Source organism: Shewanella livingstonensis (assembly GCF_003855395.1).
Lineage (GTDB): Bacteria > Pseudomonadota > Gammaproteobacteria > Enterobacterales > Shewanellaceae > Shewanella > Shewanella livingstonensis.
In genome coordinates this window covers 3,786,573-3,807,850 of sequence record NZ_CP034015.1, presented here as the reverse complement: position 1 = coordinate 3,807,850, position 21,278 = coordinate 3,786,573, and the positions used below count along the sequence as shown (strand labels likewise).

15 protein-coding genes are annotated in these 21,278 nt (G+C 41.3%); all 15 read left to right on the top strand.

Annotated features, from left to right (window positions below; all coding sequences use genetic code 11):
* Window positions 1-268: 268 nt before the first annotated feature.
* The 15 genes from EGC82_RS16440 (at window position 269) to rfbA (ending at window position 21,278) form a co-directional block, all read left to right on the top strand.
* Entirely contained in the window at window positions 269-1,372 is a 1,104-nt protein-coding gene (locus tag EGC82_RS16440; protein WP_124731715.1) for a hypothetical protein, read from the top strand.
* 110 nt (window positions 1,373-1,482) lie between these two features.
* Window positions 1,483-2,016 carry a glutathione peroxidase gene (locus tag EGC82_RS16435; protein ID WP_124731714.1) on the top strand — a complete coding sequence of 178 codons (534 nt, stop codon included), beginning with the start codon at window positions 1,483-1,485 and terminating at the stop codon, window positions 2,014-2,016.
* A gap of 247 nt (window positions 2,017-2,263) precedes the next feature.
* On the top strand, window positions 2,264-3,277 hold the full coding sequence (gene hemH / locus EGC82_RS16430; protein ID WP_124732680.1) for a ferrochelatase: 1,014 nt from the start codon (window positions 2,264-2,266) through the stop codon (window positions 3,275-3,277).
* A gap of 251 nt (window positions 3,278-3,528) precedes the next feature.
* Complete coding sequence (gene yciH, locus EGC82_RS16425) at window positions 3,529-3,858, top strand: stress response translation initiation inhibitor YciH (protein ID WP_124731713.1); 330 nt, start codon at window positions 3,529-3,531, stop codon at window positions 3,856-3,858.
* A 33-nt stretch (window positions 3,859-3,891) separates the two neighbouring features.
* Window positions 3,892-4,452 carry a YqgE/AlgH family protein gene (locus tag EGC82_RS16420; protein WP_124731712.1) on the top strand — a complete coding sequence of 187 codons (561 nt, stop codon included), beginning with the start codon at window positions 3,892-3,894 and terminating at the stop codon, window positions 4,450-4,452.
* 303 nt (window positions 4,453-4,755) lie between these two features.
* Window positions 4,756-5,175, top strand: a complete 420-nt coding sequence (gene ruvX, locus EGC82_RS16415; RefSeq protein WP_124731711.1) for a Holliday junction resolvase RuvX — start codon at window positions 4,756-4,758, stop codon at window positions 5,173-5,175.
* Window positions 5,176-6,561: 1,386 nt separating this feature from the next.
* A complete protein-coding gene (locus tag EGC82_RS16410; protein WP_164839151.1) occupies window positions 6,562-7,440 on the top strand; it encodes an HAD-IIB family hydrolase in 879 nt (292 codons plus the stop codon).
* Window position 7,441: 1 nt separating this feature from the next.
* Window positions 7,442-8,662, top strand: coding sequence for a glycosyltransferase family protein (locus EGC82_RS16405; RefSeq protein ID WP_124731709.1), 1,221 nt, complete (start codon window positions 7,442-7,444; stop codon window positions 8,660-8,662).
* 25 nt (window positions 8,663-8,687) lie between these two features.
* Complete coding sequence (locus tag EGC82_RS16400) at window positions 8,688-10,430, top strand: sugar phosphorylase (protein WP_124731708.1); 1,743 nt, start codon at window positions 8,688-8,690, stop codon at window positions 10,428-10,430.
* A gap of 2,207 nt (window positions 10,431-12,637) precedes the next feature.
* Window positions 12,638-13,195 carry a DUF4136 domain-containing protein gene (locus EGC82_RS16395; RefSeq protein WP_124731707.1) on the top strand — a complete coding sequence of 186 codons (558 nt, stop codon included), beginning with the start codon at window positions 12,638-12,640 and terminating at the stop codon, window positions 13,193-13,195.
* 805 nt (window positions 13,196-14,000) lie between these two features.
* On the top strand, window positions 14,001-14,504 hold the full coding sequence (rfaH, locus tag EGC82_RS16390) for a transcription/translation regulatory transformer protein RfaH (RefSeq protein ID WP_124731706.1): 504 nt from the start codon (window positions 14,001-14,003) through the stop codon (window positions 14,502-14,504).
* A gap of 727 nt (window positions 14,505-15,231) precedes the next feature.
* The gene (locus EGC82_RS16385; protein WP_124731705.1) at window positions 15,232-17,736 is read left to right on the top strand and encodes an SLBB domain-containing protein; all 2,505 of its coding nucleotides are present in this window, start codon (window positions 15,232-15,234) and stop codon (window positions 17,734-17,736) included.
* 328 nt (window positions 17,737-18,064) lie between these two features.
* Window positions 18,065-19,051 carry a Wzz/FepE/Etk N-terminal domain-containing protein gene (locus tag EGC82_RS16380; RefSeq protein ID WP_124731704.1) on the top strand — a complete coding sequence of 329 codons (987 nt, stop codon included), beginning with the start codon at window positions 18,065-18,067 and terminating at the stop codon, window positions 19,049-19,051.
* A 204-nt stretch (window positions 19,052-19,255) separates the two neighbouring features.
* Window positions 19,256-20,335: a dTDP-glucose 4,6-dehydratase gene (gene rfbB / locus EGC82_RS16375; protein ID WP_124731703.1), complete on the top strand. Its 1,080-nt coding sequence runs from the start codon at window positions 19,256-19,258 to the stop codon at window positions 20,333-20,335.
* A gap of 76 nt (window positions 20,336-20,411) precedes the next feature.
* Window positions 20,412-21,278 carry a glucose-1-phosphate thymidylyltransferase RfbA gene (gene rfbA, locus EGC82_RS16370; RefSeq protein ID WP_124731702.1) on the top strand — a complete coding sequence of 289 codons (867 nt, stop codon included), beginning with the start codon at window positions 20,412-20,414 and terminating at the stop codon, window positions 21,276-21,278.

The window sequence follows — 21,278 nt, the reverse complement described above, 5'->3', positions numbered from 1 at the left end:
TACCGTTAATTTTATCCATGTAACTAAATTTAGCTTGGGATAAAGGGTTATCAAATAGCGCTTTGTTCGGTTAACTCCGACAAGTAAAAGGCTGGTATTGATACGTCAATGCGTCTTGTTAGTAAAACAAATAACAAGTTTGATATGAAATAGATAAAGTCTTTTTATATTAGTCTATTCACCGCATCTCTTATCCTGCGTAAAGGTTAGTTACATTGTACGTTTGTCAATTTTCCACTTTATCACATTATTTTTTCAAGGATGTTTCATGCAGTTATGGCAAAAAGTCACCGTCTTATCTTCGCTAATCTTGTTTCCATTCGCGGCCTCAGCAGTACCAGTTACAGATGAAGTCGATATCGGCGGTGCAGTACGCGTAAACTACGGTTGGAAAGATTACGACAACAACTCCAAGCTTGAGTTTGAACTGTTCCGTGCTGACGTTAACTATAAGAGCAAAGATGGCTTATTTGCCTCAGCTCAGTATCGTTGGTATGAAAACATGGACGTAGTACATCATGCTTACATGGGTTATCAATTTGATGAAGCCCAATCAGTGCAAGTGGGTGTAACCCAAGTGCCATTTGGTTTATTGCCTTATGCAGCCCATTCATTTTGGTTCGGTGCTACTTATTATCTTGGCTTTGAAGATGATTATGATGCTGGTATCCATTACAAAAATGAACAAGATGGTTGGCGTTACGATTTAGCTTATTTTGTCAATGACGAAATTGGCGACGGTTCTAATTATGATCGTTACTCATTTGATGCTGCTACCACAGCCGATTCACCATACGAAGAGGCAGGACAAATTAACGCCCGTATCGAGCGAGAATTCACTTCTGGTGAAGTTACTCATAAGTTAGGTGGTTCATTACAGTACAGCCAATTAGATTATATCGCTAATGCCGCTACGGTAGCGGGTGAAGATACCAATGGTCTTGCCGCTGCAGCGCATTGGCAACTTGACTGGAAACAATGGCAATTACAATTACAATATATTCATTATGACTATGACATAGACAACAGTGAACGTATTGCGCTAAGTGCTTTCCAATATCCATTTGAAATTGCTGCAGAAGCCGATGTTGCTACCGTTAACGTTGCTAAATCGGTTGACGTTGATTGGGGACCAATCACTAATTTGAATTTTTACAACGATTATAGCCAGGTAATGGCATCTGGCCCAGGTCTTGATGATTCTATCCAGAATGTGACTGGTGTTGCCATCACTGCAGGTAAATTTTATTCTTATGTAGATTGGATTGCCGGTAAAAATATGTGGTTTGTTGATGGAGCAGGTGTTGGTATCGACAATGGCGATACTTCGTGGCATTCACGTTTAAACATCAATGTTGGTTTCTATTTCTAAACGTTTTGATCTCAATAAAAAAGTATTACGTATAAAGTATTGATACTTCATTAGGCACCGATAAATTTATTTACCGGTGCCTATTAACTTTGAGAAAAGGACAAATTAACATGATTAAATATATAACCGCAGTCGGCTTATTAAGCCTTAGTAGTAGTGCTTTAGCTGCAAGTTGTCCTGACTATCTCAATGTTGAAGCCCGCAAGTTACATTCCGAAGAAAACATCAATTTATGTGAACTCACCCAAGGTAAAGCAGTATTAATTGTTAATACCGCATCCCATTGCGGATTTACCCCTCAATTTGAAGCACTTGAAGCATTACACCAGCAATATGCCGACAAAGGTTTAGTGATCATTGGTTTTCCATCAGATGATTTTTTCCAAGAAGAAAAAGACGAAGCAAAAACAGCTGATGTGTGTTTTATTAATTACGGTGTTACCTTTACTATGGTGGCGACATCGCCTGTTAGAGGTGATAATGCTAACTCAGTATTTACATACTTAGGCGCCAAAAGCGCTGCACCAAAATGGAATTTCTATAAGTATGTTGTCTCTGGTGATGGCCAAACAGTGAAGGAGTTTAGCTCTCGTGTTAAACCCGATAGTGATGAACTGAAAAAAGCCATCGAAGCTGTTTTATAACTTGTTAACTTATTTGAATGATTTAACTAAGATAATGCATTAGCTGGGCTGACGTTAACTTAACTAATTAAGCTAGATAATCGTTTGATTAAGATAGATGCTGCCGGGCGCTGATTTATTTGATGATAAAATCGATAACTAGCGCTCTTTTTGTGTTAAATGAATACGATACAATATTGATTTAATCTCACCAATTATTCAAGGTGAGATGTATTTATCAATCCATACCAATAACGGAGAAGATACTTTGGCTAGATTTTCAGGGCTAGATAAAGAAACCGGCCACAAAGCTCGTGGCAAAACCGGCGTATTATTATTAAATCTAGGTACACCCGATGCACCCACTGCATCAGCTGTTCGCATCTATTTAGCTGAGTTTTTGGCAGATCCTCGAGTGGTAGAGATCCCTAAACTGATATGGATGATCATTCTTCACGGTATTATTTTACGTATTCGTCCTGCTAAATCGGCTGCCTTGTACAAGCAAGTATGGACCGAAGCAGGGTCTCCTTTGCTTGATATAAGTCAACGTCAACAAGCCAAACTAGCCAAACATCTACAAGCGCAAGGGTACGATGCAAGTGTACATTTAGCTATGCGTTATGGTTCTCCATCAACGTCGAGGACCTTACAAGCTATGCACAAACAAGGCGTTGATAACTTAGTAGTTTTGCCTTTATATCCGCAGTATGCCGCGCCAACCACAGGTTCAGCATTTGATGCTTTAGCCAAAGAATTAATGAAATGGCGTTATATTCCAGCACTGCATTTTATCAACACTTACCATGATAACCCGGATCTTATTGATGCCCTTGCTGCATCAATTCAAAAAGATTTTGATCAGCACGGTAAACCGCAAAAACTAGTGATGTCTTATCATGGTATGCCTGAGCGTAACTTGCATTTAGGCGATCCCTATTACTGTTTCTGTTTAAAAACGACTCGCTTAGTCGTAGAAAAATTAGGCTTAAGTGAGGACGACTATGTAGCAACATTCCAATCTCGCTTTGGTAAAGCTAAATGGTTGCAACCTTATACCGACGTCACTATTGGTAGTCTTCCTGAAAAAGGTATCACCGATATCGCCGTTATCTGCCCAGCATTTAGCGCCGATTGTCTAGAAACCTTAGAAGAGATTAAAGGTGAGAATCGTCATGTATTTGAAGATGCAGGTGGTAAAAAATTCAGATACATTGAATGTTTAAACGACAACGACGACCACATCAATATGATGGCAAATCTTGTAAAACCTTTTCTATAATTATAGGGCGTGACTCCGTCACTGCTAGGGCGCTTCGCTTCTAGGGCGGACTGCGTCCTGCTAGGGCGCTTCGCTGCTAAGATCCTAGGCCGCAACGCGGCTGGTATGTTGATTTTATAGAATCTAGCCGCGTAGCGCTCTAGGCTGTTGCTTTTGAAGCGTCCCAGTCCCCAGGCTTTTAGCTTTATATCCTCGCCTCCGCTTTTATGATTTGTTAAACTCAAATAATGTTTTGACGCTAAAGAAATAATATGAGAATAGATCCTAATATCGCATTAGTGTATAGCACTGATAAAGGCCGTATTGATCAACCCAAGCCACAAGCTGAAATACCAACTGGTGACGGCATCGTGCGCATTCACAAAGACAGTAAAGGTCGTAAAGGCAAAGGCGTGAGTGTTATCAAAGGGCTCGAGTTAGATGAAAAAGCCCTAAAAGACCTAGCACTAAAACTGAAGAAACAATGTGGCTGTGGTGGTACAGTGAAAGACTTCTGTATTGAAGTGCAAACCGACAATCGTGAACAAATAAAATCCATATTAGACAAGTTAAATTTCACAGTGAAATTAGCGGGTGGATAATACAAAACGCTAAAGCACTATTGGGGAGAGCATATGGATAGCTTAAAAGACCACTTTTTAATTGCGATGCCATCATTGGATGACACATTTTTCGAACGTTCGGTCATTTATATTTGTGAACATGACCAAAAGGGTGCCATGGGAATAATGGTCAACCGTCCAATTGGAGTTGAGGTTGAAGAGCTGCTTGAACAAATGGAGCTATATTTATCGCCAGAATTTTTATTCTCCTTAGATAGCCAAGTACTCATTGGCGGCCCTGTAGCACCAGAGCGCGGTTTTGTGCTGCATACACCTCAAAAACACTGGGTTAATAGCACTGAAATCAGTGAACAGACTATGTTAACTTCTTCACGAGATATTTTAGCCTCGATAGGCTCTAATAAATCGCCTGAAAAATTTATCGTCGCCCTTGGCTACGCTGGTTGGAGTAAAGATCAGCTTGAGCAAGAAATTGCCGATAACACCTGGTTAACCATTAAAGCTTCAGCAGAATTACTTTTTACCATAGAACCTGAAAAGTTGTGGCAAACGGCGACTCAACAACTTGGCTTCGACATTTGGCAAATGTCTAGTCAGGTCGGTCATGCTTAGCATAGGTCGCTTCGCTTCTAGGGCGGACTGCGTCCTGCTAGGGTCGCTATGCTTCTAGGGCGGACTGCGTCCTGCTAGGGTCGCTATGCTTCTAGGGCGGACTGCGTCCTGCTAGGGTCGCTATGCTTCTAGGGCGGACTGCGTCCTGCTAGGGTCGCTATGCTTCTAGGGCGGACTGCGTCCTGCTAAGGACAGCTTCGCTGCTAAGATTTTATAGAATCTAGCCGCGAAGCGTCCTAGCAGCGTAGCGCTCTAGACTGTTGCTTTTAAAGCGTCCTCTAAAGATTAAACAAAGAGATATACATGCAACCACAAACCGTTTTAGGGTTCGACTATGGCACCAAAAGTATTGGTGTCGCTATAGGTCAAGCCATTACTGCTAGTGCTACACCTTTATTATCAATTAAAGCGCTTGATGGGATCCCTAATTGGGATGATATCGATAAATTATTGAAAGAATGGCAACCCGATATCGTGGTTGTAGGTTTACCGTTAAATATGGACGGCACTGAACAAGAGATGACTCAACGAGCTCGAAAATTCGCTAATCGAATTAACGGTCGTTTTGGGGTGAAAATTGCCACTCAAGATGAACGCCTCACAACTGCAGATGCTAAAGCGAGATTATTTGAGCTAGGCGGCTTTAAAGCGCTAACAAAAGGCCAGATTGACGCCGTTTCAGCCGTATTGATTATCGAAAGCTACTTTGAAAACCAGTATTAATCTCAACACTAGATAGCTACTAGGGCAGTTGCAGTATTCAAACACCGCCCACGACTCCGTCGTTACGGCAATGCTGTTGAGCCCGAATCCAGGTGTTAGCTTTTACGTGAATAATATTAAGGCCTAAAGTCTTAAATCTAATTCAACAGAAACACCTGGATCCCCGATAAAAACCACTCGAGGATGACATGCGGTGAAGAAACATCTGGATCCCCGATAAAAGCATTCGAGGATGACATGCGCTGAAGCAACACAATGATTGATCCCAGAAATAACGCCCACGACTCCGTCTTTCCGGCAATGCTTTTGAGCCGGAATCCAGGTGTTAGCTTTTACGTGAATAATATTAAGGCCTAAAGTCTTAAATCTAATTCAACAGAAACACCTGGATCCCCGATAAAAACCACTCGAGGATGACATGCGGTGAAGCAACACCTGGTCCCCGATAAAAGCATTCGAGGATGACATGCGCTGAAGCAACACAATGATTGATCCCAGAAATAACGCCCACGACTCCGTCTTTCCGGCAATGCTTTTGAGCCGGAATCCAGGTGTTAGCTTTTACGTGAATAATATTAAGGCCTAAAGTCTTAAATCTAATTCAACAGAAACACCTGGATCCCCGATAAAAACCACTCGAGGATGACATGCGGTGAAGCAATACCTAGTCCCCGATAAAAGCACTCGAGGATGACATGCGGTGAAGCAACACCTGGTCCCCAATTTAAGCACTCAAGGATGACATGCGGTGAAGTAACACCAAGATCCCGATTAAAGTATTCGAGTACGACGTGCGGTTTGAAAAACACCCCTGGCACCTATTACCTACAACCTAGTAGCACTTAGCGGCAAAGCCTAATATCTCGTCTCTGCAAGCGAAGCGTTCCGTAATCGGTTATCGTGATAAGCATTTATCGCACTTTATCATCCTGCCGCTTTTACACTTTTCTACTTACTAATTCGCACCAAAGTAGTGCAGTAACTATTCATTGTTGCACAATTAACCGTCTTTACAACCAATCACCACTTTTACCTTATCGGTTCTCACCTTTTTAATATTCCTTTTATATCAGTGGCTAACATCTAATTGAACTATTTGAGTGCAATGATTTTACGCTTGGCACATATCCTGAATCCTTCACTATAAAGGTAATGACAGACAATCAAAGCAAAGTGACGAGCGACAATAGATTAACGATAGTGAATAAATGGTGAATAGACAGCGATTAAAGAATGTTAAACCGGTTAGTAATGGCTTTGAAGGCTATCGACGCTAGCTGCAAACGAATGAGCTTCTAAGCTTACCTTTTTAACCACCTGACTTCGCTCGCTAACGCTTTTATAGCTTTGTTCACTCAGCACTCAATGATGATAAAGGGACATGATATGACAACTAAACCACTTATCTTTACTGACATCGATGGCACTTTACTTGATCATTTTGATTATAGTTTTAGTGATGCAATCGAGGTGATTGAAGCACTAAATGAACGGCATATTCCAATTATTGCAAATACCAGTAAAACCTTTGCCGAAATGGAAAAGCTACAACAAACCTTCGGTTTTAACTCACCGTTTATATCAGAAAATGGCGCGGTAATTTATATCCCCATTGGTTACTTTAGCCAACAGCCACAAGACACGCTAACCCAGGGATACTATTGGGTAAAAGAGTTTTGTCAGCCTAGGCAATATTGGCTTGAATTGTTACACCAGCATGCGCAGGCATTTAACGATAACTTTATTGGTTTTTCATCGTTATCGGTGGAAGAGTTATGTGAAGTCACCGATTTGTCGCCAGATAATGCCACGTTAGCACTAGTGAGACACTATGGCGAACCGCTACTTTGGCAAGGTGATGACGTTAGTAAGCAAGCCTTTATTGAATTGATGGCCAGTGTTGGTGCGCATACATTGCAAGGAGGGCGCTTTTTACACGTGGGCGGTGATACCGATAAAGGTAAAGCAATGCAATGGTTAGCAGCTGTTTATGCTGAGCAGTACGGCACTCTAGTGTCCACTATTGCTCTTGGTGACAGTGGTAATGACAATGCCATGCTTGAAGCTGCTGATATAGCCATACAAATCAAGTCACCGGTGCACCCATTTCCTTTATTAACGACTAAAAATCCAAGTATTAAAAGCTCTGAATACGGCCCTAAAGGTTGGGCTGAATGCATAAAGCAAACGCTATTGTCTTCATCGGAAACATCATCAGTATTGGCTGAATTAGCGGTAAGCCAACCATCATTTGGAGGGGCATAATATGGCCGACTTTTATCAAAATGGCATTGTAACCACAATGCATAATTTAACACGACGCAGCCATGAAGAGCTTGAGCAAGATTTGATAAAATTTTCTAAAACTCGTCCATTAGGGTTAATTCTTCCGTCTCTGTATTCCGAGTTAGAAGGGGATGCTCTTAAAGGTATTGTGAGTAAATTGAAACAAGTGCCATATTTAGACGAAATTGTCATCGGACTAGACCGAGCCGATCTCAAGCAATACCAACATGCTTTAAGTTTCTTTGGTGAATTACCACAGCATCACCGCATTCTTTGGAACGATGGTCCTCGTCTACAAGCACTAGATGCCAAATTACAAGCATTAGGTTTAGCGCCCAAAGAATTGGGTAAAGGCCGTAATGTATGGTACTGCATGGGTTATATTCTGGCCTCTGGCAAAACAGAGTCGGTAGCGCTGCATGATTGCGACATTGTCACCTATGAGAAGTCATTACTGGCGCGTTTGCTTTATCCGGTGGCCAATCCGCAGTTTAATTACGAGTTTAGCAAAGGTTATTATGCCCGTATTTCTAATGGCAAAATAAATGGCCGCGTGTCACGGCTACTCGTAACACCATTGATTAAAGCGCTTAAAAAAGTGGTTGGTTACAACGAATATTTAGAATACATGGACAGTTTTCGCTATCCATTAGCGGGTGAGTTTTCATTTAGACGCGACGTACTCAACGATCTGCGTATCCCGAGTGACTGGGGCTTAGAGATTGGCGTGCTGTCAGAAATGCAGCGCAACTATGCCCATAATCGTATTTGTCAGGTTGATATTGCCGACAATTACGATCATAAACATCAAGATTTATCATTAGATAATGAAGATGCCGGCCTTTCTAAAATGTCGATAGACATTACCAAAGCCTTTTTCCGTAAACTCGCTACTCAAGGTCATACTTTTAGCACGGAATCGTTCCGAACTCTTAAGGCAACTTATTACCGTGTTGCCCTTGATTATGTCGAAACCTATCATAATGATGCGTTAATGAATGGCTTAACCACGGATATTCATTTAGAAGAAAAAGCAGTAGAAATGTTTGCTCAAAATATTGTCACAGCAGGGCAACGATTTTTAGATAACCCAATGGAAACCCCATTTATGCCAACATGGAGCCGAGTCGTCAGTGCCATGCCAGACGTACTTGAACAACTTAAAGCCGCAGTTGAAGCCGACAACGCTGAGTTTAGTTGAGGCTAATGATTAACAAGGACACTCTATGTCAACAATAGATGGATTACAGCAAAAGCTGCAGCAACAACTTAGCTGCATTTATAATGATATCGACATAAACATAAGTCCGTTAGAGCTGGCAACTCAGCTAATCGATATCATGCGCATCACTGAGTATTGCCAAGTACCTGAGCCATTTGCAAATCATTGGTCTGAAAAAGACATCATAATGATCACGTATGGTGACAGTGTGATGCAACAAGGTGAGCGACCATTAACAACCCTGGCGCAATTTATCGACAGTTACTTAAGTTGTATCAATGCTGTGCATATTTTACCGTTTTTTCCTTACAGTTCAGACGATGGATTTTCGGTAATTGACTACTCAAGCGTTAACGAAGGCCTTGGCTCGTGGGCAGACATTAGTGCCATTGCCAGCAAACGACGATTAATGTCAGACTTAGTCATTAATCATTGTTCAAGCCGCAGTTTATGGTTTGAAAATTTTTGTAAAGGCGAGGGTATTGGTCATGATTACTTCTTTACCGCAGATCCTCGTGATGACCTAAGTACGGTTGTAAGGCCAAGAACCTCAGCATTATTAAGACCAACTGAAACACCTAGTGGTACTCAACATGTGTGGTGTACCTTTAGTCATGATCAAGTTGATTTTGATTTTCGTAATCCTCAAGTCTTAGTCGAATTTGTGCGAATTATTCGACTGTACCTCGATGCAGGTGTGAGTATTTTTCGCCTCGATGCAGTAGCGTTTTTATGGAAAATAGTCGGCAATAAATCAATTAACTTACCGCAAACTCATGGGGTAGTACGTTTATTACGGACATTAATTGAGTATGCCCAACAAGATGCCATTATTATTACCGAAACCAATATTCCCAACACTCAAAACCTAACTTACTTTGGAAATGCTAACGAAGCACATTGCATCTATAACTTTTCGCTGCCACCGCTGTTGATCAACAGCCTTATCACGGGCAATTGTTTGTATTTAAAACGTTGGCTTATGAGCATGCCACCGGCACAAGACGGTACAACCTACTTTAATTTTATTGCTTCGCACGATGGTATTGGTCTGCGCCCAGCGGAGGGCTTACTAGACGATGATGAGATTGATACGCTAGTCGACACCATGAAACAGTTTGGTGGCAAAATTTCGTCTAGAACAACAGAAGATGGCCAACAAAAACCTTACGAAATGAACATCGCCTTATTTGATGCACTTCAAGGTACCACTAAAGGCAAAGACTCATGGGGCATGCAACGTTTTGTATGTGCGCATAGCATTATGTTAGCGCTAGAGGGGATTCCTGGTATTTATATTCACAGTCTACTGGGCACTCGTAACGACGATGAAAAGCTGGCAAACACATCACACAATCGAGCGATTAACCGTCATCGTTGGGATTTAGCACAATTAACCGAGCAACTTAATGATGTTAACAGTGACCATAACCAGGTATTAACTGCGCTAACTAATTTAATTAATATTCGAACTCAACAAAGTGCTTTTCATCCCAATGCGACTCAATTTACCTTGCACCTGGGATTACAACTATTTGGTTTTTGGCGTCAAAGTCGTAACCGCAAACAAAGTATCTTCTGCATCAGTAACGTGTCTGATCAAGTCACCGACTTGCCCATTAATGAGCTCAATCTAGTGATTTCAGAATACTGGATTGATTTACTCACCGGGATCCAAATCGAAGACATCACCAAAACAATACAACTGCAACCATATCAAACCGTATGGATCAGTAATAAAGGCTAAAGCTGCAATAGAATCAAAAGCTGCAAGAATATCTAAAGCTTTAAAAGAATTAAAAGCTGTAAGAGAACTAAAAGCAATATCAGGATCTTAAATACAAACATTTGGCGATGACGTGCGGTTGGAGTATTCAAACACCGCCCACTATTCCGTCGTTCCGGCAATGCTTTTGAGCCGGAATCCAGGTGTTAGCTCTTACGTGTTTAATCTTAAGGCCTAAAACCCTAAAGATAAGTCAACAGCAACACCTGGATCCCCGATAAAAGCCCTCGAGGATGACGAGCGGTTTGAGCAACAACAGGATCCTCGATACAAGCACTCGAGGATGACGAGCGGTTTGAGCAACAACTAGCCCCAATACAAGCATTTTGGGATGACGGGCGATTGGATCAATAACTGGATCCCTAATACAAGTACTCAGGGAAGACGAGCTGTTGGAGTATTCAAACACCGCCCACTACTCCGTCGTTCCGGCAATGCTGTTGAGCCGGAATCCAGGTGTTAGCTCTTACGTGTTTAATCTTAAGGCCTAAAACCCTAAAGATAAGTCAACAGCAACAACAGGATCCTCGATACAAGCACTCGAGGATGACGAGCTGTTTGAGAAACACCTGGATCCCCGATAAAAGCCCTCGAGGATGACGTGCGGTTTGAGCAACAACTAGCCCCAATACAAGCATTTTGGGAAGACGGGCTGTTGGATCAGTAACTGGATCCCTAATACAAGTACTCAGGGAGGACGGGCGTGTAGTATTTCAGTGATAACTATGACGACATCATTTCAAACACCGCCCACTACTCCGTCGTTCCGGCAATGCTTTTGAGCCGGAATCCAGGTGTTAGCTCTTACGTGTTTATTCTTAAGGCCTAAAACCCTAAAGATAAGTCAACAGCAACACCTGGATCCTCGATACAAGCACTCGAGGATGACGAGCGGTTTGAGAAACATGTGGATCCCCGATAAAAGCACTCAAGGAAGACGGGCGATTGGAGTATCCAAACATCGCCCACTACTCCGTCGTTCCGGCAATGCTGTTGAGCCGGAATCCAGGTGTTAGCTCTTACGTGTTTAATCATAAGGCCTAAAACCCTAAAGATAAGTCAACAGCAACACCTGGATCCCCGATAAAAGCACTCGAGGATGACGAGCGGTTTGAGAAACACCTGGATCCCCGATAAAAGCCCTCGAGGATGACGAGCTGTTTGAGAAACACCTGGATCCCCGATAAAAGCCCTCGAGGATGACGAGCGGTTTGAGAAACACCTGGATCCCCGATAAAAGCCCTCGAGGATGACGAGCGGTTTGAGCAACAACTGGATCCCCGATAAAAGCCCTCGAGGATGACGAGCTGTTTGAGAAACACCTGGATCCCCGATACAAGTACTCAGGGAAGACGAGCGGTTTGAGAAACACCTGGATCCCCGATACAAGTACTCAGGGAAGACGAGCGGTTTGAGCAACAACAGGATCCTCGATACAAGCACTCGAGGATGACGAGCGGTTTGAGAAACACCTGGATCCCCGATAAAAGCACTCGAGGATGACGAGCGGTTTGAGCAACACCTGGATCCCCGATACAAGTACTCAGGGAGGACGGGCGTGTAGTATTTCAGTGATAACTATGACGACATCATTTCAAATAACGCCCACTACTCCGTCGTTCCGGCAATGCTGTTGAGCCGGAATCCAGGTGTTAGCTCTTACGTGTTTAATCATAAGGCCTAAAACCCTAAAGATAAGTCAACAGCAACACCTGGATCCCCGATACAAGCCCTCGAGGATGACGAGCGGTTTGAGAAACACCTGGATCCCCGATACAAGCACTCGAGGATGACGAGCTGTTTGAGAAACACCTGGATCCCCGATACAAGCACTCGAGGATGACGAGCTGTTTGAGAAACACCTGGATCCCCGATAAAAGCCCTCGAGGATGACGTGCGGTTTGAGAAACATGTGGATCCCCGATAAAAGCACTCGAGGATGACGAACGGTTTGAGATACACCTGGATCTCTGATACAAGCATTCAGGGATGAGGTGCGGGTAAAATTTAAAACCTACCTAGTACCTAAAAGGAGTGCGCCCTCTGGCGAGCTTGCGAGTTCCTTGAACCTAGTCCTTATAACCTACATTTATAAATTCTAGTTAACTTGACAACATCTTTGTGCTCTATAAGCTTACAGCTATTAACATATTTTTTTGGGAGCCTGTATGAAAAACCTGTTTATCGTTGCTGCAGTATTAGCATTGAGCGCATGTAGTACTTTAAAATCAACCTCAGACTTCGATCCGTCGGTATCATTTGAGCAATATAAAACCTACTCATGGGTAGATAAAAAAAATGAAGATGCCGGTTATCATTTAGACGGACAGATGGATCAACGTGTCCGTGCAGCAGTAGAAACTCAACTGAGTCAAAAAGGTATTAGTAAAACAGACAAGCAAAATGCAGATTTACTAGTTAACTACATTACTAAAGTTGATAAGAAGATCAATGTCGATACTTTTAATAGTAACTTCGGCTATAACCCATATTACGGACCCCGCTGGGGGTTAGGTAGCAGTTTTCATAGTGAAACTACCGTTCGCGAATATGATGTAGGCACACTAATGGTTGACCTGGTAGACAACAAAACCGGCAAATTAATTTGGCGTGGTACTGTTGCCGACACAGTACGTGAGCAAAGTACCCCACAAGAACGAATTAACACTATAAATCAAGCGATTGGTGCAGTGATGATGAATTACCCACCCAAGCCAGCTAAGTAACCTTTAATCTTAAAAAAGGATGCTAAAAAGCCTCGGTTATCGAGGCTTTTTGTTGCTGGTTAAATAAACAGTTATTATCCCAAGTAAAAATTAATGACATATCAAACTTAATGTGTGAGTGATGATAACGATTGGTTTCGGTATCGAACCAACGCTAAGTCGCAATATGATATAAACCCATACAACACCAAGACGTTAGTTAACCTGAGCTCGGGATAATAAATGTCTTTCAAACAGCCCCTTGTCCTGCTAACTATGTTGAATCGACTTACAAGAGACTCGCTATTGACGCGTCAATTCGCCTTGTTAGCATAACAAATGACAAGCTTGAAAGTGAGCTTGGTTAACATGCTGATGTTAAATAGCTAAGTTCATCCCTTATACCAAGTTCAGGTTAGTTAATCACTCTCTAACTGCTACATAAATTTGTTTATAGGTAAGGGAAATAGAAAACCCTAACTTAGGTGAGTTTAGATAAGGTAGGTTTGGATCCGGTGGTAACAAACGCAGTGAGTGGCCTTTGTAAGATCGGTAAATGACACATAAAATAAAATTAACCGAGCGCCGTTTGCTAAAACTGTTGGGCTAACGTCAAATGATAAATCAATTAGTTACTGCCTAATTGACATAATAACGGATAGTGTTTTTGTTTAATATAAAGCCAAGTGATAACTTAAACGCTGTATTTATAGGCATTAGCAACTAAAAACCCATTCAAATAGTTAAGGAATTTTGCTAATATCCTAAGCCGTGAATGGATGTCACTTGCTCAGACTGATGAGCAAATTTAAACAAGCGAGTAATAATGAAATCTTGGTATTTACTGTATTGCAAATCACGTGAAGAATTACGTGCACAGCAAAATTTGGCTTTACAACAAGTCGATAGTTATTTACCTGTGATCACCCAGCAAAAAACGGTACGTAACAAACAACAAATGGTTACGTCGCCTCTTTTCCCCAATTACCTGTTTATCTATTTTGATCCTCAAGTCACTAGCGTGAGCAAAATCCACAATACCCGTGGTGCAAATCGTATCATTGGCTGTCGAGAAGACATGACTCCCATTGACGACAGAATTATTTCAGCGCTTAAAAGACGCGTTCAAGGTTATGTACCAGAACAGGTAAAACCTTTAGGTAAAGGCGATAAAGTTAAATTTGTCGATGGACCATTTAAAGATCTTGAAGCTATTTTTGATGAAAATAATCCAGATAAGCGTTGCCATGTATTATTTAACATAATGGGGCAGCAGAAAAGAATTCTGGTTGAACTCACTAATTTGCAAGCTGTATCAAAAAATGATTAGAAAAACTAAATGAACAAAAGTCAGAGAATAGCCACACATTGTGTAGGATATTGTCCATTGATTAAATGATTGCTGACGGTAAAAAGAACTATTTCAATCTATAACGGTTGATTTTTGGCCACTTGAATGATGTATCTGCTATTTTGTCATATTTAGCTAGGTGAAGAGGTTTTTACTCAAGCATTTAAGTTGATTTTTGAGTATAATTCTTCGCTCGATTAATGGCTGTTATGATTATTAGTCAATAAAAATAAGTATTTCGCATAGCGAAGGGCATATTGGAAGCCGTAATCCATGGGCGGTAGCGTGCCTGAAAGGCAAAAGACAGAATAGTTTCTGTCTTTTAGTGAACGCCGAAGGGCGTCTCGCCCGCCACGCGGGTCGGTAGCGTGTCTGTTAATAATTGTCAGGAACAATTATTAACAGCTTTAGCTGGCCCGAAGGAGAAAATACAGGACGTATTTTATAAAGGCTTCGAATGAACAATTTCATTCGTTACGTGGGCGCAACTCGGAACGGTAGCGCACCTGAAAATCGATTAACTCAAAAAATCCAGATGCGAGAGCGCTTCAATGCTAGATGCTCTAGAATCTTAACAGCAAAGCTGTCCCTAGTAGCGCAGCGACACGAGTAGGACGAAGTCCGTCCTCTGGCGAGTCTGCGAGTTACTAGAACCATTTTAATTACAAACTTTCTATTAATCCTAAAATAATATTGGAGATACCTGGTGCTACATAAAACCAAAAACGTGTTAATAGCTGGCTTATCTGCCGTTATTATTTTAAGTACACAGGTACAAGCTGTAACCCCTTCGCCACAAATGATTGAACAATTTAAGCAGTTGCCAAAATCAGAACAAGAACGCATCGCCAAACAGTATGGTATCGATCCATCAATGCTTTCAGGTTCAACAAGTGGCCAAGCCCAAATTAGTAACCCACAAATTGTGACTCCTCGTGATGTAAATTCAAAATCTGAACCAAATCACGATCCAGTTGTTGATCAGTCAGAAGACGAACAAACTAACCAAGCAACTAAAACCATAGCAAAAACCGAAGCCACAGATGACCAAAAACAATCTGAATTAAAACGTTTCGGTTACGACTTGTTTGCTGGCTCCCCGACGACGTTTGCACCAGTAAGCGACGTACCGGTTCCTAATGAATACATGGTAGGCCCTGGCGACAATATTAATGTTCAGTTATACGGTAAAGAAAATAATAATTATCAATTGATAGTAGGTCGTGATGGTGCTGTACAGTTTCCTGACTTAGGGCCAATATCATTAGTAGGATTGTCATTTTCAGAAGCAAGAGTACTACTGCAAGACAAAATCGCCCAAAGCATGATAGGTATAAATTCAAGTATCACTATGGGTGAGCTTCGCTCAATTCGTATTTTTGTTGCTGGTGATGCATATCAACCTGGCTCATATACTGTTTCAAGTTTATCGACTATTACCCAAGCCTTATTTGTATCTGGTGGTATAAACGAAATCGGCTCATTACGTAATATCCAATTAAAACGTGCGGGTAAAGCTGTGGGTACCTTAGATTTATACGACCTGCTTATGCGTGGTGATTCATCAGGAGACAAGCGATTACAATCCGGTGATGTGGTATTCATACCAACGGCTGGTGCCAGTGTAAGCGTGATGGGCGAGGTTAGACGTCCCGCTATTTATGAGTTAAAAAATAGCGAAACCATGGCAGATGTACTGAAAATGGCCAGCGGCTTAAATCCTGGTGCTTACCCTAAAGCCAGTGTGATAGAACGTTATAGCGATAAGGCCGTTAAAACTGTTGTTAACGTAGACTTAACGGCATCAAGTGGACTCTCTACTTTTGCTAAAAATGGTGATGTATTAAATGTAAAATCTGCCTCAACAAGGGTAGAAAATGCCATCACAATAGCTGGCGCGGTTATTCGTCCCGGTAAATATCAATGGACAAATCAAATAAAAGTTGCTGATTTGCTACCATCAATTTGGGGTAATTTAACCATAACCGCAGACCTTGATTATTCTTTATTAATCCGTGAAGTAAATCAACGTGGTGATATTGAAATTCAACGTCTAGCCTTAGGCAAAGCGATAACAGATCCCCATTCATCATATAATTTATTATTAAAACCGCGTGATACTATTGTTGTATTCGATTACGAAGACCGCGAAGCACTTTTAACACCTATTATTAGCAAACTTAAAAATCAGAGTCGATTTGGCGATGCAGTCAAACTTGTCAACATTAACGGTAATGTTCGTTTTCCTGGGCAGTATCCCTTAACGATGAATGCCAATGTGAAAGAATTACTGATTGCAGCGGGTGGGTTAGAAGAAGGTTCATACACATTATCAGCTGAATTAACTCGTCAAAATATTTCAGAAACCGACGGTGTCAGTATTGAGCATAAGCAGCTCAGTCTTTCTGAAGTGATGAATAATGAAGCGACAAATATCCCATTGCAAAGTCGAGATACTTTGACTGTGAGAACGTTACCAGATTGGCAAGATAATCGTTGGATTACCGTTAAAGGCGAAGTTAAGTTCCCTGGAACCTACTCTATTCAACGAGGTGAAACACTTAAAGACGTTATTTCACGGGCTGGTGGATATACAGCAGATGCATCATTAAAGAGTGCGGTTTTTCTACGTAAATCAGTTAAAGATAAAGAACAGTTAGAGTTAGCGAAGCTATCGGATGAGCTTCGTCGCGAAATTGCAGCTAAAGCATTAACTAGAGATACACCTACTGTTGGTTATGCCGATGCCCAATTAATGCTGAAAGAACTTGAAAATATTCAAGTTGTGGGTCGCTTAGTTGTAGATTTAGCTGCATTAGACTTGGGTATTGATGAAGCTAACTTAGCTTTAGAAGATGAAGATGCATTATACGTTCCACATAACAGTCAAACAGTGTCAGTAATGGGCCAAGTTCAACACCCGAGTACACATCGCTTTAAAGACGGTGTTACTTTCGACCAATACTTAACCATGGCTGGTGGCTCACGTAAACGAGCTGATGATGACCGAATTTATATTATTAAAGCTGATGGTTCGGTCGCATTACCAAATGAATCACATTGGTTTAGCAGTGGCGGTCAGATGGAACCAGGCGATACCATCATTGTACCGCTAGATACTGAGTATGCTGATAGCTTAACCATTTGGCAGCAAGCAACGACAATCCTTTATAATAGCGCAATCGCAGTAGCTGCAGTCGCAACCTTGTAGGGTAATTATTAGTGATAAGGAACTCGCAGGTTCGCCAGAGGGCGGACTACGTCCTGCTAGGTCGCTTCGCTGCTAAGATTTTATAGCAGGCCGTAGGCCGCTCTAGCAGCGAAGCGACCTAGATTCTAGTACCTAGTCTTCGACTGCTCTAGTAGCGAAGCGTCCTAGAGTCTAGGCTTTTACAGAATCTAGAACGAAGCAATACAACCAGTAATAAACTAAACACTTAGCAGTTTTCTGCTGGTATCTTTTGACTTTATAGCAGCGTAGCGCTCTAGCCGCGAAGCGTCCTAGAATCTAGCAACTGCTTCCCAGACAAAATAGAATTATGAATAACCAAAATAAACAATTAAACCCAGATGCACAATTTCAACCCTATGCCCCCCAACCAATGGGAAGCGTTGAAAACGAGGAAATCGACCTTCGTGAGCTATTTGCTGTTATCTGGCAAGGTAAGTGGTTAATTATTGCCATCACTGCAGTGTTTGCAGTTGGTGCCGTTATTTTTGCTATCAACCAGCCTAATATCTATAAGTCAGAAGCGCTGTTAGCTCCTGCAGACTCAGAGCAAGGTGGTGGCGGTTTAGCTGCACTTGCAGGACAGTTTGGTGGCCTTGCAAGTATGGCTGGCATCAATTTAGGCGGTGGAGGTGGTGTTGATAAAACCCAAATGGCAATCGAGGTGATGAAGTCTCGTCAATTTACCAGTGACTTTATTCAGCAGCATAATATTTTGCCTGACTTAATGGCGGCTAAAAAATGGAATATGGCTGATAACAAGATCAGTTATGATGATGAATTATATAATCAAGCAAACAAACAATGGCTTCGTATAGTCGATGCACCGTTTAAGCCTGAACCGTCAATGCAAGAAGCATATAAAGTATTCACTAAAATAATCGCCGTTAACGCTGCAAAAGAAACGGGTATGGTCACAGTTTCTGTTGAACACCTTTCACCTTCAGTTGCTCAGCAATGGGTGATTTGGTTAGTGCAAGACATCAATAAAGTCATGAAGGACCGTGATGTTGCAGAAGCTACTCGCAGTACAGCATTTTTGAAAACTCAAATTGAACAAACTAATGTTGCCGACATTCGTTCAATTTTATATAAGTTGATAGAAGAGCAAGCTAAAACAATTATGTTTGCAGAAGTTCGCGATGAATACGTATTTAAAACCATCGACCCAGCATTAATACCAGAAGAAAAATCAAAGCCTAAACGAGCGTTAATCTGTGTGTTAGGCACAATGCTGGGTGGTATGTTAGGTGTCATGTGGGTATTAATTAGATATTTTGTTAGAAAAGAAGATTAAAAAGATGAGCCTATTGGGACGGTTTTCAAGAAAACCGTAAAACCTAGGCTCTATGCAGGTTAGCGAAGATTGACCTGTCTCAAAATGAATTAAAAGTGTCTCACCATGATTTATAAGGCTGAGATCGGAAATTGTATCTACTCAATTCACCTCGCCTAAAACGACCTCTATTTAGGCTAATCAAGACCTCTCGGAAACATACAAATGAAAATTTTAGTCACAGGTGGAGCTGGTTTTATCGGCTCTGCAGTAGTGCGTCATATCATTAATAACACCCAAGATAGCATCATTAATGTCGATAAATTAACCTATGCTGGTAACCTTGAATCATTAGTGAGTGTTGAGTCAAGTGAACGTTATGTTTTCGAGCAAGTCGACATTTGCGATCGCGCTGAGTTAGATAGAGTCTTCAAACAACACCAGCCAGATGCTGTGATGCATTTAGCTGCAGAGTCTCACGTGGACCGTTCTATCACTGGACCATCAGATTTTATTCAAACCAATATCGTAGGCACCTATACGCTACTTGAAGCGACTCGCGAATATTGGAACACTTTATCAACCGATGCCAAGAAAGCATTTCGTTTTCATCATATCTCAACAGATGAAGTCTATGGTGATTTACCTCACCCAGATGATCTATATGGCCTGAGCTCTAATGAAACGCTGCCATTATTTACTGAAAACACATCTTATTCACCAAGCAGCCCTTATTCTGCATCGAAAGCATCAAGTGACCACCTAGTCAGAGCTTGGTTACGGACATACGGTTTACCAACCATTGTGACTAACTGCTCTAACAACTATGGTCCGTATCATTTTCCAGAGAAGTTAATCCCTTTAGTGATCCTCAATGCGTTAGAAGGGAAGCCACTTCCAATCTACGGCAAAGGTGATCAAATACGTGATTGGCTCTATGTAGAAGACCATGCTCGTGCACTCTATAAAGTAGTGACGTCCGGTAAAATAGGCGAGACTTACAATATTGGTGGTCATAATGAAAAGCAGAACCTGGAAGTGGTACAGACCATCTGTAGTATTTTAGATACTCTAGTGCCAAAAGATACTCCTTATGCAGATCAAATAACTTACGTAACAGACAGACCCGGGCACGACCGTCGTTATGCGATTGACGCAAATAAAATGAGTAAAGAGCTTAACTGGCAACCACAAGAGACTTTTGAAACTGGTTTGCGTAAAACCATCGAGTGGTACTTAACTAACCAAACTTGGTGTCAACATGTACAAAATGGCACTTACAAACGCGATCGGTTAGGCATTTAATCTCTTTTATTACTTTGTTTTAATGTCCTAGTTTTTCTTTAACCTAGGATCTATTTATCTAGGAACTGATTTTACTATGAAAGGCATTATTTTAGCGGGCGGTTCAGGGACTCGTCTTTATCCTATTACGAAGGGCGTGTCTAAACAGTTATTGCCTGTCTATGACAAACCAATGATTTATTATCCTATTTCAGTATTAATGCTAGCTGGTATTCGTGAAATATTAATTATTACAACGCCTGAAGATAAATCATCTTTTGAACGCTTGTTAGGTGATGGTTCTGATTTCGGGATTATGCTTGAGTATGCCATACAAAATAAACCAGATGGTCTAGCGCAAGCATTTATCATTGGTGAAGAATTTATTGGTGACAGTAGTGTATGTCTTGCCTTAGGTGACAATATTTTCTGGGGTCAAGGTTTTTCTCCAATACTCAAGAAAGCTTCTTCTAGAATATCAGGAGCAACTGTTTTTGGTTACCAAGTAAAAGATCCCGAACGTTTTGGTGTGGTAGCGTTTGATCAAAATCAAAAAGTGATTAGTATTGAAGAGAAACCTGATAAACCAAAATCTAATTTTGCAGTTACTGGTCTTTACTTTTACGATAATCGCGTTATAGATATTGCTAGAAATGTTCAGCCATCAGAGCGAGGTGAGTTAGAGATCACATCTATCAATCAAGCTTACCTACAACTTGAGGATTTAAATGTTGAGTTATTAGGACGTGGTTTTGCTTGGTTGGATACTGGTACTTACGACAGTTTACTCGAAGCTGCTACCTTTGTTGAAACAATAGAGAAGCGTCAAGGATATAAAATAGCTTGTCTAGAGGAAATAGCTTTTAATCATGGTTGGTTGGATAAATTAGACATAGCGAGATTAGCAAAACCATTATTAAAAAATAATTACGGTCAATATTTGCTCGAATTAATTAAAGAATAA

Coding starts and splice junctions, on each gene's coding strand:
- EGC82_RS16440 (WP_124731715.1), top strand. CDS start 269: ATGCAGTTATGGCAAAAAGTCACCGTCTTATCTTCGCTAATCTTGTTT.
- EGC82_RS16435 (WP_124731714.1), top strand. CDS start 1,483: ATGATTAAATATATAACCGCAGTCGGCTTATTAAGCCTTAGTAGTAGT.
- yciH (WP_124731713.1), top strand. CDS start 3,529: ATGAGAATAGATCCTAATATCGCATTAGTGTATAGCACTGATAAAGGC.
- EGC82_RS16420 (WP_124731712.1), top strand. CDS start 3,892: ATGGATAGCTTAAAAGACCACTTTTTAATTGCGATGCCATCATTGGAT.
- ruvX (WP_124731711.1), top strand. CDS start 4,756: ATGCAACCACAAACCGTTTTAGGGTTCGACTATGGCACCAAAAGTATT.
- EGC82_RS16410 (WP_164839151.1), top strand. CDS start 6,562: ATGACAACTAAACCACTTATCTTTACTGACATCGATGGCACTTTACTT.
- EGC82_RS16405 (WP_124731709.1), top strand. CDS start 7,442: ATGGCCGACTTTTATCAAAATGGCATTGTAACCACAATGCATAATTTA.
- EGC82_RS16400 (WP_124731708.1), top strand. CDS start 8,688: ATGTCAACAATAGATGGATTACAGCAAAAGCTGCAGCAACAACTTAGC.
- EGC82_RS16395 (WP_124731707.1), top strand. CDS start 12,638: ATGAAAAACCTGTTTATCGTTGCTGCAGTATTAGCATTGAGCGCATGT.
- rfaH (WP_124731706.1), top strand. CDS start 14,001: ATGAAATCTTGGTATTTACTGTATTGCAAATCACGTGAAGAATTACGT.
- EGC82_RS16380 (WP_124731704.1), top strand. CDS start 18,065: ATGAATAACCAAAATAAACAATTAAACCCAGATGCACAATTTCAACCC.
- rfbB (WP_124731703.1), top strand. CDS start 19,256: ATGAAAATTTTAGTCACAGGTGGAGCTGGTTTTATCGGCTCTGCAGTA.
- rfbA (WP_124731702.1), top strand. CDS start 20,412: ATGAAAGGCATTATTTTAGCGGGCGGTTCAGGGACTCGTCTTTATCCT.